Genomic DNA, 14270 nt, shown 5'->3' on the forward strand with positions numbered 1-14270 from the left:
TCATCTATTCATAGAAGAATGCGTCGTGAGAATGCATCTGATGGGGATTTTTATTCATGTTGTCACGCTTTTTTATTTATCGACCTAAATTTGCAGCCGTGATCGCCATTATCATGATGGTATTAGGAATTTTTGCACTGCAAAAAATTCCGATTGAGCATATGCCGAATATGGACGCACCTGCGTTAGGGGTTTCTGCGGGGTATCGTGGTGCATCTGCGGAAACCGTTGAGCAATCGGTCACGCAAATTTTAGAACAAGCGGTAAAAGGCATTGAAGGTTTGGAAAGCTTTCAGTCCAACAGTAGCGTGGGACGTACAAATCTGACCCTGTCGTTTGAGCAAGGCGTGGATCTCGATCAGGCACTGTTGCAAGTGCAAAATGCGGTCAATGGTGTGCTAAGTCGATTGCCTGAAGAAACCCAGCAAAATGGAGTGGCTGTTTATAAACAAGGTTATGATCAATTTGCATTACTGAGTTTATATGATGAATCAGGGAAGGCGACACCGACAGAGCTTGCTGACTATTTAATGGTGCATGTCGAACCGCGTTTTTCCCGTATTGACGGAATGGGTGAGGTGGAGCTTTATGGCGCAGGCTATGCGATGCGCATTTGGCTCAATCCACATAAACTACGCCAATTTAATCTGATGCCGAGTGATATTCGCAATGCAGTCGAGGCACAAAATGCACCACTTGTGTCAGGTTCTATTGGTGGATTACCGACAGCACAAGATCAATACATGAATGCCAAGATCAGTGCAGGATCACGTTTAAGTAGCATTGATGAATTTGAAAAAATTATTGTGAAAACAACAGATTCAGGTTCAGTACTGTACTTGAAAGATGTCGCACGTGTTGAGTTAGGGGCAGAAAGTTATAACCATTTAAATTATACCAACGGTCATTTATCCGCTGCATTATCGATTCAATTGGCGCCACGGAGTAATGCGATTGCGGTTTCAGAGCAGATGCAAACGGTGTTGAAAAATGCCCAAGCCAATTTGACTGCACATTATCAATTGCGTATGACCATGGACAGAACCCCATTCATTACCAGTTCAATTGAACAAGTCGCGAAAACTCTGGTTGAAGCGATGGTACTGGTGGTTTTGGTGATGTTTATCTTCCTGCAAAACTGGCGCGCCACTATTATTCCTGCAGTCACCATTCCGATTGTAGTTTTAGCCACATTTGCGGTGCTGTATGTACTGGGAATGAGCTTAAACAGTTTTACCTTGTTTGCCCTGATTTTGGCGATTGGTCTGTTGGTCGATGATGCCATTGTGGTCGTGGAAAACATTGAACGTTTGATGCATGAAGAACATTTGGATGCTCAGGCTGCAGCTTTAAAGTCAATGAAGGAAATTAGCGGTGCATTGATCGGGATTACTTTGGTCTTAACTGCTGTATTTATTCCCATGGCATTTTTTGGCAGTATGACAGGAGTCATCTATCGTCAGTTTTCCATCACGTTGGTCGTGGCAATGCTACTTTCTTTATTGGTGGCACTTATCATCACCCCTACATTTGCAGCGCAACTGCTAAAGCGTCAACCACATCAACCAAAATGGGCAAAGCGTTTTAATCGTGGTATGGATAAGCTCACCATGCGTTACCAAAAGCTTTCTGCACGTAGCATGCAGTTTAAAATGACGATGTTGGCTGTATTTAGTATATGTGTTTTAGGCTTTGGCTGGCTTTATAAAACCTTGCCCGAAGGGCTGATGCCAACGGAAGATATGGGCTTTGTCATGGGTCAAATTGTGATGCCGGGCAATGCACCACGTTCTGAGATAGAAAAAGTCGGGCGTGAAGTCCAAGACTATTTAATGCAGCATGAATCTGAGCGCATCCAGAGCATTGGGATTTGGTATAGTGGAAACAATGTTGGAGTTGGGCCTTATCGTGGTCAGCTTTTTGTCGTATTAAAGGACTGGGCAGCGCGTAAAAATCCTGAAGATACCGTCTTTGCCATTGTAGATCGTGCACAAAAGCACTTTGCCAATCATGCCAATGCCCAGATTTTCTTTATGGCGCCTTCTATGTCAAGTAATGGACGTGTGGTCGACTTCTGGTTACAAGATCTAGATTCAAGGGGTAGCGAGTTTTTACAGCAATCCTTCTCTGAGATTGAAACCCGTGCCAAAGCAAAATCATCGATTGAATATTTACAACTTGATGTACCCAAAGAAAGTGCAGAGCTGAATATTAAACTGGATATAGAACGTTTACTCAAATATGCCGTACCTCAGCAAAGTTTTAACAGTACGTTGGCTGCGGCTTGGAGTGGTACTTATATCAACGACTTTATTGATCGTGGGCAAATCAAACGGGTCATCATGCAAGGCGAAGCGGAGTTCCGTTCTAAACCTGAAGATTTGGCACATTGGCATGTCCGCAATAGCACAGGCGAAATGTTATCGTTTAATCAATTCACTACGCTGAATTGGCAAGGTGGACCGAATAGTATCAATCGTTATATGGGCTATAACGCCGTGCCTGTATATGCAGGTATTCCCAAAGATCAATTTTCGAGTCAAACCATGCAAGATGTCGAAGCTTTAGTCGATGAACAAGACGGAGTAAATTTGGCCTGGAGTGGAGCTGCACTAGAAGAAAAACGCAGCAGTGGGCAAGCTATTTTCTTGTATCTAATTCCGATTGCCTTTATTTTCTTATGTTTAACGGCACTTTATGAAAGCTGGACGATTCCTGCTGTGGTGTTGACCGCGATTCCTCTGGGCGTAGGAGGGAGTATTCTGTTCTGTGCCTGGTTCGGTTTTGCAAACGATATTTACTTCCATATCGCCCTGCTGACGACCATCGGTCTGTCCTGTAAAAATGCAATTTTGATTGTAGAGTTTGCCGCACAAGCAGAGCGGGCAGGTCATACTCCGGTTCAGGCCGCGCTATTGGCCGCGAGCTTACGCTTGCGTCCTATTGTCATGACTTCCATTTCATTTGCCGCGGGTGTATTGCCTTTGATGTTTGCCACCGGCGTCAGTGCAATCAGCCGGCAGGAGATTGGCAGTAGTGTTTTTGGTGGGGTGCTATTTGCTACCGTCCTGGTACTGCTATTTATTCCCTTTATGTATGTAGTGATCCGTAGTCTGATGATTAAAAAAACGGTTGCTCAATCAGTGGCGATAGAGCATCCATCTTTAGAAAGTGAACAAGCCTGACTCAGTCAGGCTTTTTTCTGGCTAAATATCGAGGAATTGATTTATACAAAAAATATCGTCATATTGCAGCATGATCATTAAAATTATTCACATGAAAAATTAGGATACAGGGATCAGGACAAACCTCTCTTGAATGCCAGACTTTTATAATGAGCTGCTTATGCCGACAATTTCAGAAAAAATCCAGCATATCCAACAACAATTACATTCTGAAAATCACGCCAGCACTGTAAGTTTACTCAGTCAGCTGAATGTCGCCGATCAGGCGCGCATTTTAAGCCGTTTAGATGCTCGGCAACAGGCCCGAATTTTAAGGCAACTGAATGAACCGAGCTTGGTCTATGCTTTTATGCCCCTAGGGCAGCAGTTAAACGTGGCACAGCACTTATCTATTTCAGAACTTGTTCCCATTCTGGACGCAATGCCTTCTGATGATTTTGTCGATATTTATAAGCAGTTTTCGCCGCCGCTACAGCTGCAATTGATGGGCGCATTATCTGAAGAATCCCAGCAGACACTCAAAGATCTGGCCATCTATCCGGAAGGTACAGCGGGTGCCATGATGAGCTCACGTTTTGTGACGCTATCACCCGATTTAACCATGGATGAAGCGATACAGGCTTTACGTGTAGTGGCCGCGGGGCAGGAAACCCTGTATCTAATATATATTGTCGATGCAGAAAAACGGCTGATCGGTGTGATTTCCTTAAGGCAGATCATACAGGCCTTACCTGAGCTGAGCATTGCCGAGGTGATGCAACGTGACGTCATTTCTGCTCAGGTAACAGATGATCAGGAAATTGTAGCTCGAGCCTTGGCCTATTATGATTTTATTGCTCTGCCTGTAGTTGATGCACAGCAAAAACTCTTAGGAATTGTTACTTATGACGATGCTATGGACATTGTCGAAGCCGAAACTACGGAAGATATTTTAAAGTCGGGTGCAGTAACGCCGTTGACTGAATTGAGCCTTAAAACTGCCCCGATTTTGACCCTGTATCAGAAGCGGGTCTTTTGGCTGGTCATTCTGGTTTTTGGCAGTCTGCTCTCTGGAATCGGAATTGCACACTTTGAAGAGATCATTGCCGCACATATCGTGCTGGTATTTTTCTTACCGCTTTTGGTGGGGAGTGGCGGGAATGCCGGTTCGCAATCAGCCACCTTGATGGTGCGTGCTTTGGCCACAGGCGATGTCGAGTTCAAGGACTGGTTTAACCTGCTCAGTCGTGAATCGCTGGTGGCGCTATGTTTAGGTGGCACCATGGCGATTGCGGTATCCATTCTGGGTTATATTCGGGGAGATATCATGGTCGCTGTGGTGCTGGCCATCAGTATGCTCGGGATTGTGTTGATGGGCTGCCTGATCGGCATGAGTCTGCCTTTTATTTTAAATAAACTCAAACTTGATCCTGCCAGTGCTTCGGCGCCATTGGTGACTTCCATCTGCGATGCTACCGGTGTGATTCTGTATTTATTTGTGGCTTCCAAATTATTGTTTTAATTCACAGATTGATACAACAGCCTAGAAAAAATGCTTTATGCTCATGAAAATCAGCATTATTTCTGGAATAACCTATGCCTGAGTCTGGACAAAAACCAAAACTAAGCCAACAAGAGGTGATACGTCTGGAACGTGATCTGGCCAAGTTTGCCAATATAATGGATTCCGTAGTACGTATTCCGTTTACCAAGCAAGGAGTGGGGGCAGATGCTGCTTTGAGTACGATTCCGGTTGCGGGAGATATTGCCGGTTTTGTATTGACCTGTTATGCCATTCATAAGGCCAAACAGATCGGGGTTCCGAGTGCCAAACTCAATCCAGTGATGAAGATGGCGGCGATCGATGCGGTAGTAGGATTTATTCCGGTGGCGGGCACAGTCTTTGATATTTTTATTCGGCCCAGTCGCAAGGCGCTCGATGTCGTGCATCTGCATATTCGCGAGGAATATCAGATTAGCAGCGACCGGCATGTGGTACACCCATTTTTGCATGAAAGTCTGGAACGCAAACAACAGCAATCTGCATTCTGGCGCAATCCCGTGGTGGCCTGGATCTGGATTCACATCCCCGATATTTTAGGTACTTTATTCCTGATTGTATTTGTCTTCGCGATCGGGTGGGGTGCTATGGCGCTATATCAATGGTTCAGCCAATGATAGGCTAGCTAAAAAATAATTAAATCCAATAAAAAAAGCCTGCAATTGCAGGCTTTTCTTAAATCAAAACTAAAGTTTTACTTAAGCACAATCTAGTTGTTGCAATGCAGCGACACGCTGTTCGATGCTTGGATGCGTCTGGAACAATGCAGCAAGGCTAAAGCCTTCTTCTTTACCCGCAGAAATCGCAAATGCTTTCATTTCTTTCGGCATGGCATCTGGCATTTCAGATTCTGCCTGTAAGCGCAGTAATGCTGAAATCATGGCTTGTTTACCTGCCAAACGTGCGCCTGCTTCATCAGCACGGTATTCACGATGACGAGAGAACCACATCACAATCGACGACGCCAAGATACCGAACACGATATCCAGTACAATAGTAATCACGAAATAGGCAATACCCGGTGCTTCACCTTCTTCACGACCAAAGACATTGCGGTCAATAAAATCACCCGCGACACGTGCGAAGAACATCACGAAGGCGTTTACTACGCCTTGGATCAGTGCCAGAGTGACCATGTCACCATTGGCAACGTGACCGATTTCATGCGCCAATACAGCACGAAGTTCGTCTTTGTTCATACGCTCAAGCAAGCCGGTTGATACCGCAACGAGAGCATCGTTTTTGTTCCAGCCAGTGGCAAAGGCATTCGACTGGTAAGAGGGGAAAATACCCACTTCCGGCATTTTAATGCCTGCACGCTGAGAAAGTTGTGCAACTTCTTGGAGCAACCAGGCTTCAGCTTGGTTACGAGGTGCATTCGGGTCAATCAGTTCAGTACCCGTGGTCTTTTTCGCCATCCATTTAGACATGAACAGGGAAATCATTGAGCCGACCATACCGAACACAAAACAGATGACCAACAGGTTGCCTAGATTCAAGCCACCTGCGCCATGGTAACTACCGACACCGAAGAGTGACAAGATAATGCCAGCTACAACCAGTACCGCGAGGTTGGTTAGCAAGAACAAACCAATCCGCATCATTGAGAAATCCTCTTATTACAGAAAAATAATCTGATTATTAAATGTAAATCATTGAAATCAATATGCGGTGAAATGGAGAAGAATTCAAGGAAAAAATAGCATTTGGCTACAAAAAACACAGGATATTTTTTGTACTAATTAAAACATAGGTCTTTAAAAACAAAGCTGTTTAGAAATTATTCACTCAAATATATTTTTGCAGATGCTGACGCATTGGCGGTGGCATATGAGCCTGCCGGTGCATCGGTGAAACTGCCATCCGCTTGAGCAATGATCTGACGCTGATACTTGGCAGCCTGAATATTGGAAGCTGTGGTGGTTCCAGTCGAATAATTGTCAGAACTGGCAATCACACGGCCAGTATCAGAAGATGCTGTATAGGCAGCACTATGATTACCTAGACCTTGAGCATATAGGTTCTGATAACGGCTGCTGACACGACGGACATAGTCCTGAGTTTCACGAAACGGTGGTACGCCCTTATATTTAGCGACATTACCTTCACCAGCATTATAGCCTGCCAGTGCCAAGGTGGTATTGCCATTAAAGCGTTTTAATAACCAGGCCAGATATTTGGCACCTGCCATAATATTCTGCTGCGGGTCATAAGCATTGCTGACATTAAAACGACGGGCAGTCGCCGGCATGAGTTGCATTAAGCCCTGTGCACCGACTGGAGAGCGTGCCTGTACATTAAAACCGGATTCGGTATGCATCACAGCTTTAATCAAGCCTTCAGATACACCATAGGTTTGTGCTGCCTGACGGATGATCGAGTCATAGGCATTTTTATTTCTACTATAGCTAGGCAATACCGAGGCTTCACTCGAGCCCCAGTTGCTATAACTGTGAATATTGCTGTCTGGATAATAGGTTTTCTTTTCTACCTGTAGATGATTATAGCGACTTTTCTTATTAGTCAATAAAGTACTGCCATTACTGTCGCGTAATTGATAGATCGTTTGACCAGCATAAGCAAAATGACAACAGCTTGCCAATAGCAAACCACTGATCCCATAACGCCCCAAAACATGCACATTTATTTTCATTGTTTATATTAAGTAAACACAAGCGAGAAAAATTTAATAAAGAGTTTAACAAAAAATTACGGAATGAAAAGACTTGTGCGCTGCATTTATAAACGAGTTTGTAAATGCAAGTCATTTTTTACATTTTAGCGATAGAAAAAAAAATATGATTTAATTTAAAACCTTAGGCTTGACAGGGTTAACTATTTGATTTTTATTAATAATTAAATTGATCAAAAAATGATCAATTCAAAGAAAAGCCTTATCTTTTGAGCCGGACAAGTTGTCAAGTCTGTTTCAATCCACAAAGTTATCCACAGCTTTTGTGGACAACTGTGGAAAAGTCCAAAAGATAAGCATCTTGACTAAAAAATGAACGCAATCGTTCAATATATCAATCTAAATAAAACATGAAAATGAAACTAATAAGACATTTTCATGAAAATAAATTCTTTTGATGCGATAGCGGTCCGAATCGGCTAAAATTGCGCGGTATTTTTTTTATGGGTTAATCTCGTCTATGTACTCGCCAGTTGAGTCCGAACAAGGATTTAATTTCAAACCTGAACTGCCAACAAGCTCAGCCTACTACCGTTTGTTGAAGAAGCTTCGCCGCCAGGTCGGACATGCCATTCGTGACTTCAAGATGATTGAAGAAGGCGATAAGGTCATGGTGTGTATTTCTGGTGGTAAAGACAGTTATACCCTGTTGGATATCCTGCTACAGTTCAAGCGCATCGCACCGATCAATTTCGATGTAGTGGCTGTGAATCTGGACCAGAAACAGCCAGGCTTCCCGGAAGATGTATTACCGCGTTATTTAGAAGAAAATAACATTCCGTATTACATTCTGGAAAAAGATACCTACAGCATCACCAAAAAGTTGACGCCTGAAGGTAAAACCTACTGTGCAGTCTGTTCGCGTTTGCGTCGTGGTTCTTTATACGGTTTTGCGCAGGAAATTGGTGCGACCAAGGTTGCCTTAGGCCATCATCGTGATGATATCCTGGCGACTTTCTTCCTGAACCTGTTCCATGGCGGCAGCTTGAAAGCTATGCCACCAAAACTGTTGTCTTCAGACAAAAAGAACATTCTGATTCGTCCACTGGCCTATGTGGAAGAAAAAGACATCATTAAATATGCAGAAATGCGTCAATTTCCAATTATTCCATGTAATTTATGTGGTTCTCAGGACAACCTACAGCGCGCAATTATCAATGACATGTTACGTGATTGGGATAAAGCACATCCAAAACGTCTGCACAGCATTTTTGGCGCATTGCAAAATGTTTCGCCATCACAGCTAGTCGATCGTGAATTATTTGATTTTGAAGTTCTGGATAGCCAGCGTGAATTCGACTTCAAAGGTGGTGATTCAACTGAAGAAGCGGTGGAAGGCGAGAACCGCCGGATCAATATGGTTAATCTGGGCTTTGCTGCAGACTAATTTTAGAACGTGTAGACATCAGCCCGCGGGTTGATGTCTGCTTATAAACATAAATAAAAATAGAACTACAAAAATTGAACGGCGCGTACAAAATTCGTTAGCCTTCGCGCTAATGATCATGATATAACAAAGCACAAGCATAATAGCTTCAACATGATGTCGTCTGGATAGTCGACACAAATGAACAAATAATTTGAGGAAAGATCATGCCTGCTTTTTTAACTGATGATTGGTTTTCAACTGTAGAAACTCTAACTGCGCAAGCTGGCGATTTGAATTTGCCACCAGCTTTGGCGAACCTTGCGATTAATTTGGTTGTAGCGGACACTACAGGTAATACTGAACTATCTTTAGATGGTGGGGCAATCAAGAAAGGTTTGTCTTCAAATGCCAAAACCACACTGAATATGGATGGCGAAACTCTACGTAAAGTTTTCCTGGAATTTGATATGGCTGCTGCGATGCAGGCCTTCATGACCGGTAAAATCAAAGTACAGGGTGATATGTCACAATTGATGGCACTTCAAACTGCAAAGCCAAGTCAGGAACAAAAAGATTTGTTCAAGAAAGTGCTTGAAAATACTACGGCTTAATTCTGCTAAGACATTAGCCTGAATGAAGACCAAAAAAGCTTACCCTGAGGTAAGCTTTTTTTATGGCATTTTGATTAACGCTAAGGTTTCAGCTTAGATATTCACCAATTGTGGTGTGGTCTTGATATGCTCCAGATAAGCACGAATACGGGTCACATATTGTACCGCTTGACGGTAGCGACCATTATTGGCTTTATTTTGATCCAGATAGGCATATAAATTCACCCAGTTATTCGGGTTCTTGCCTTGCGACTGAATGCGCTTTTGCAACTGATTCACTGCACCTGGGCCCATATTATAAGCCACCAGTGCAAACCAGTTTCGATCTGGAAAAGGAATATGATCATAGCGACTAAGCATTTGATCATAATACTTGGCACCACCCTGAATGCTTTGAGCCGGATCAGTACGGTTACTCACGCCCATTGCTTTGGCTGTACTGTTGGTCAGCATCATCAAACCACGCACACCCGTCGGAGAAACTGAATTCGGTTTCAGATAAGATTCCTGATAACCAATGGCCGCCAGTAAATGCCAATCCAGATCATACTGCTGCGCTGTCTGTTTAAAACTCGCTTCATAGATCGGCAGGCGATTGTTCAAATCACGTTGAATGGTGGTCCAGGATTCCTCTTTCACCACATTCTGATTATAAAATGAAGCAAGCTGCTTGATGGCACCACTTTGTTTGCCTTTGCAGACAAAAGCACTGGCCGTCTGGCTCAAAGGATCTGTAGCAGATTTAAACACCAGATTTAAATTGGTATTCAAGCCATTACTTGAGAGAATCGATTCATCGCCACAAGTGGCTGAGAACGACGTCAAACGCTTGTTTTCAATGGTGCGTATATCAGTAGTCGTCATAGCCAGATTGGCTTTACCCTGAGCAACCCATTGTAGTGCCGTATTATTATCAGGGACGATTTTAAAATCGAGCTTTACATTCAGATTGTTGGCATAGTTACGAACCAGATCGTAACCGAAGCCATGCAGATGTTGTCCATCTTGGAATACGGTAGTCGGATTTTCAACCGCAACCACGGTTAGCTTATTGCTATTGACCACGTGATCAAACTGAAGTGTGGTCTTACTTGCATTGATACTGTGTAGGGGAATAAATGCAGTGCTCAGTACAAGTGCTTTCAAAGGGAGAGAAGAAATTACAGATCTTAGGCAAAGCCTCGACCCAGTGGATGAACTACTGTGCATGTTGTCTCCGCTACAAGTAATTTATGCCCTAAAAATCACAGCCAACAAAGCCAGAAATTTTAACAGTTTGATAAATTCAATAAGGGTTGGGCAGTCATGACGTCATTCAAAATGACAAGAGATTTAAAGATAATTATGTAGAAAAACTACATAGATTAAAAAGTAAGCATTTCCGGAAGTTGGTGGCATATTAATGATCTAAAAAACGATTGTCAAATTTTGTACACAAATTATTTTTAAAAATAATTTTAAGATATTGAAATATAAAGTTAATTTTTTTAGAATTTTTCCATTGTGTTAAAATGGTAAATAAAATAAGCTGTTTGTAAGTTAAAACACTGAAAATTTGATCAGCAAGAAGTATGAAATCCAACTTAATCACCCGTGCTGGACACGATAAATTGGTGGCAGAACTTAAGAATCTCTGGCATGAAGAGCGTCCTGAAATTACCAAAAAAGTGAACTGGGCCGCCAGTCTCGGCGACCGTTCTGAAAACGCAGACTACCAATATAACAAGCAAATTTTACGGAAAATTGATCGACGGGTCAGGTACCTTGGCAAGCGCCTCGAAGAACTGAAAATCATCGATTTTTCCCCGGAGCAGGAGGGCAAGGTCTATTTTGGTGCCTGGGTGGACATTGAAAATGAAGAAGGTGAACAAAAAACTTTACGCATTGTCGGTGTAGATGAAATTTATGATCATCATCCGCAGCATATTTCGATCAGTTCACCGATGGCACGCGCGTTATTAGGCAAGCAGGTCGATGATGAGGCCGAGGTATTGACCCCCTCCGGCAAGAAACTTTGGTTCATCAACTCAATTCGTTATGAAAAGCCAGAAAATTCAGCAGATTAGTGTAATTGATTTTATTTTGTGCAGTTGATGCAGTGAAAGTATAAAAATATTTGCCAAGCGTGATTTTTGTTTATATCATGTCGGCCATGGAAGCGTGGCAGAGCGGTTTAATGCACCGGTCTTGAAAACCGACGAGGGTGTGAGTCCTCCGTGAGTTCGAATCTCACCGCTTCCGCCAAATTTTAAAAACCCAGTCTATTTGACTGGGTTTTTTTATGTCTCAATATTTTTCAGTTGTTGATCCACTTGATAAGGCAGTTAATTCCTCTCATCATTCTCTGCTGAGTTAAATACAACTTAAGATCATTTCAATATTAAAAACTTTGATTGAAAATACCCAGGTTAGCTTTGATTTCGGGTGATTTTTAGCTGAATAAACCGCTTTTTATAGAAGTTTCGCTAAATTTTATTGCCAAAAATCTAATTTATTTATATGATGGCGGCCAAGGAAGCGTGGCAGAGCGGTTTAATGCACCGGTCTTGAAAACCGACGAGGGTGTGAGTCCTCCGTGAGTTCGAATCTCACCGCTTCCGCCAAATTTTAAAAACCCCAGTCGAAAGATTGGGGTTTTTCTTTTTAGGCTGCAGATCTTGAATATTAAATTCTTCAGTCCTGAACTTAATTCATAAAATCTTGAAAAATGGACGTATCGGCCAAATATAGAGTCAGAGGCGTCAACGCGCTATCATACGCCCAAGCATCATATGGATCTCATTATGAAAATTGTCGCAGATGAAAATCTGGCATTTACCGATTATTTCTTTTCCGAATTTGGTGACATTCAACATTGTGCAGGGCGAACCTTAAGCGCAGATGATGTCAAAGATGTCGATAGCTTGCTGGTACGTTCAGTGACTCAGGTCAATGAAGTACTGCTACAGAATAGTTCGATCAAATTTGTGGGCAGTGCCACCATTGGTACAGATCATTTGGATATTGCTGCATTAGAACAACATGGGATTCAGTGGAGTAATGCAGCCGGCTGTAATGCGCAAGCAGTGGCTGAATATGTCATTACCGCATTATTGCAGGTACGTCCTGAATTACTCGATGCCAATACGACATTTACCCTGGGTATTGTCGGTTTGGGTAATGTCGGAACCCGACTGGCTTATATGGCGAAGCTCTTGGGCTGGCGCGTGATCGGTTGCGATCCTTTTGTGCAAAGAGAGCAGGTTGATCAAGTCGAATTTCATGAACTGCTGCAGCAGGCGGACGCCGTTTCAATTCATGTCCCTTTAACCAAAACAGGCATATATCCAACCTATCATTTATTTAATGCTACTGCGTTGGCAAAAATGCAGCCTGACGCGATCCTGATTAACTCAGCGCGTGGGCCAGTGATTGAAGAAACTGCCTTAATTCAAGATATTAAAGCGACACAACGCCCCGTAATTTTGGATGTTTTTGAACACGAACCGCTGATTTCAGCAGAACTTCTGGATCTGGTGACTTTGGTGACTCCGCATATTGCCGGCTATAGCCTGGAAGGCAAGGCACGTGGTACCCAGATGATTTACGAAGCTTTTTGTCAAACTTTCGGTTTTGCAGCCAATAAACAGTTTGAATCCCAGCTGCCTATCTGTGAGCAGTTTTTTCAGGGGCAGGATTTAAAAATGGCATTGCAACAGCATTTATCCCAAATTTATGACATTGCTCGTGATGATGCCAATCTACGTGCCTGTCTCAAAGAAGGCAAAATCGATCAGCAGGCATTTGATCATTTACGTAAAACCTATCCGCTGCGTCGTGAGTGGGCAGCACATGGTGGGCCGAAGGCATGACGATGACGTATCAACCCACTTGTGACCTTCAAGCCATGCGTGCACGGGCGACCTTATATCGTCAAATCCGTCAATTTTTCGCTGAGCGGGATGTATTAGAGGTGGAAACACCGATTTTGTCTCAAGCCGGTGTGACCGATGTGCATTTAGCCTCGGTACAGGCACAGCGCCATGTGCTGGGTAAACTGAATACGCATTATTTGCAGACCTCACCCGAATTTGCTATGAAGCGCTTATTGGCCAGTGGTAGTGGACCCATTTACCAAATCTGTAAGGTCTTCCGCAATGATGAGCATGGACGCAAGCACAATAGCGAATTCACCATGCTGGAATGGTATCGCCCGGGATTTAGCTTAAAAGATCTGATGTTTGAAGTATCGGATTTGCTGAATGTGACTTTGAAAGCACGTTTTGGCGAAATCCGTCCGACCATTCTAAGCTATAAACATGCTTTCATGGATCGTCTGGATCTCAATCCACTTCAAGCCACTTTACAGGAACTGAAAGATTGCTGCCGCCGCGTTGGACTCAATCTGGATTTAGGCGAGGATCGTCTCGGTTATATCGACCTGTTATTTTCACATATGGTTGAACCTAGTCTGGGTTTTGATACTGCAGTATTCCTGACTGATTTCCCCCCTGAAATGGCATCACTGGCCAAAACCCGAACCGATGAAGATGGTGAACTGGTCGCCGCACGTTTTGAATTGTATATCGAAGGTTTAGAATTGGCCAATGCCTATGATGAGCTGATTGATGCCGACGTATTGCGTTCGCGCTTTGAGGCGGATAATGCAGAACGGGCCAAGCTGGGCTTGCATGTCATGCCGATCGATAAATATCTATTGGCAGCTTTACCGAATATGCCGGAATGTTCTGGAATTGCCCTTGGAATTGACCGTTTGTTGATGATTGCAACCAATCAAATGAAACTGGAGCAAGTGATTACTTTTCCGGCAGATATTTCCTGATGGTACTGATCCAATATTTCTTAATTCCTTTTGTGATAAAGAGAAATTAAG

At 43.2% G+C, this 14270-nt stretch carries 11 protein-coding genes and 2 tRNA genes; 10 read left to right on the top strand and 3 right to left on the bottom strand.

Translation table 11 applies throughout. The features are described 5' to 3' along the window. Window positions 1-56 precede the first annotated feature (56 nt). The 3 genes from ACTL4S_RS05870 (at window position 57) to ACTL4S_RS05880 (ending at window position 5342) form a co-directional block, all read left to right on the top strand. Window positions 57-3185, top strand: a complete 3129-nt coding sequence (locus ACTL4S_RS05870; protein ID WP_441298927.1) for an efflux RND transporter permease subunit — start codon at window positions 57-59, stop codon at window positions 3183-3185. Between the two features lie 160 nt (window positions 3186-3345). After that, the gene (gene mgtE / locus ACTL4S_RS05875; RefSeq protein WP_005103935.1) at window positions 3346-4686 is read left to right on the top strand and encodes a magnesium transporter; all 1341 of its coding nucleotides are present in this window, start codon (window positions 3346-3348) and stop codon (window positions 4684-4686) included. Between the two features lie 74 nt (window positions 4687-4760). After that, window positions 4761-5342, top strand: a complete 582-nt coding sequence (locus tag ACTL4S_RS05880; protein WP_243474390.1) for a DUF4112 domain-containing protein — start codon at window positions 4761-4763, stop codon at window positions 5340-5342. A gap of 81 nt (window positions 5343-5423) precedes the next feature. Here ACTL4S_RS05880 and htpX read toward each other — a convergent pair whose 3' ends face one another. Together htpX and ACTL4S_RS05890 are read right to left on the bottom strand one after the other, a co-directional pair. Further along, on the bottom strand, window positions 5424-6329 hold the full coding sequence (gene htpX / locus ACTL4S_RS05885; RefSeq protein ID WP_004280540.1) for a protease HtpX: 906 nt from the start codon (window positions 6327-6329) through the stop codon (window positions 5424-5426). Between the two features lie 176 nt (window positions 6330-6505). Then, a complete protein-coding gene (locus ACTL4S_RS05890; RefSeq protein ID WP_004731848.1) occupies window positions 6506-7378 on the bottom strand; it encodes a lytic transglycosylase domain-containing protein in 873 nt (290 codons plus the stop codon). Window positions 7379-7877: 499 nt separating this feature from the next. Here ACTL4S_RS05890 and ttcA point away from each other — a divergent pair, with 499 nt between their 5' ends. Both ttcA and ACTL4S_RS05900 read left to right on the top strand, forming a co-directional pair. Further along, the gene (ttcA, locus tag ACTL4S_RS05895; RefSeq protein ID WP_004280538.1) at window positions 7878-8804 is read left to right on the top strand and encodes a tRNA 2-thiocytidine(32) synthetase TtcA; all 927 of its coding nucleotides are present in this window, start codon (window positions 7878-7880) and stop codon (window positions 8802-8804) included. 206 nt (window positions 8805-9010) lie between these two features. After that, window positions 9011-9397, top strand: coding sequence for an SCP2 sterol-binding domain-containing protein (locus tag ACTL4S_RS05900; protein WP_004280536.1), 387 nt, complete (start codon window positions 9011-9013; stop codon window positions 9395-9397). A 93-nt stretch (window positions 9398-9490) separates the two neighbouring features. Here ACTL4S_RS05900 and ACTL4S_RS05905 read toward each other — a convergent pair whose 3' ends face one another. Then, window positions 9491-10606, bottom strand: a complete 1116-nt coding sequence (locus tag ACTL4S_RS05905) for an MltF family protein (RefSeq protein ID WP_153566826.1) — start codon at window positions 10604-10606, stop codon at window positions 9491-9493. 362 nt (window positions 10607-10968) lie between these two features. Here ACTL4S_RS05905 and greB point away from each other — a divergent pair, with 362 nt between their 5' ends. The 5 genes from greB (at window position 10969) to epmA (ending at window position 14219) form a co-directional block, all read left to right on the top strand. Then, window positions 10969-11463 (top strand): transcription elongation factor GreB, encoded by a 495-nt coding sequence (gene greB / locus ACTL4S_RS05910; protein ID WP_004645740.1) that lies wholly within the window; start codon window positions 10969-10971, stop codon window positions 11461-11463. Between the two features lie 88 nt (window positions 11464-11551). Continuing rightward, window positions 11552-11641 (top strand) — tRNA-Ser (locus tag ACTL4S_RS05915). Between the two features lie 269 nt (window positions 11642-11910). Then, window positions 11911-12000 (top strand) — tRNA-Ser (locus tag ACTL4S_RS05920). Between the two features lie 180 nt (window positions 12001-12180). After that, window positions 12181-13248: a 4-phosphoerythronate dehydrogenase gene (locus tag ACTL4S_RS05925; RefSeq protein ID WP_441298928.1), complete on the top strand. Its 1068-nt coding sequence runs from the start codon at window positions 12181-12183 to the stop codon at window positions 13246-13248. Beyond that, the gene (epmA, locus tag ACTL4S_RS05930; protein WP_004645738.1) at window positions 13245-14219 is read left to right on the top strand and encodes an EF-P lysine aminoacylase EpmA; all 975 of its coding nucleotides are present in this window, start codon (window positions 13245-13247) and stop codon (window positions 14217-14219) included. The genes ACTL4S_RS05925 and epmA overlap by 4 nt, the downstream gene beginning before the upstream one ends. Window positions 14220-14270: the final 51 nt, after the last annotated feature.

This window comes from Acinetobacter lwoffii, assembly GCF_052078135.1.
In the GTDB taxonomy this organism is placed as follows: domain Bacteria; phylum Pseudomonadota; class Gammaproteobacteria; order Pseudomonadales; family Moraxellaceae; genus Acinetobacter; species Acinetobacter lwoffii_Z.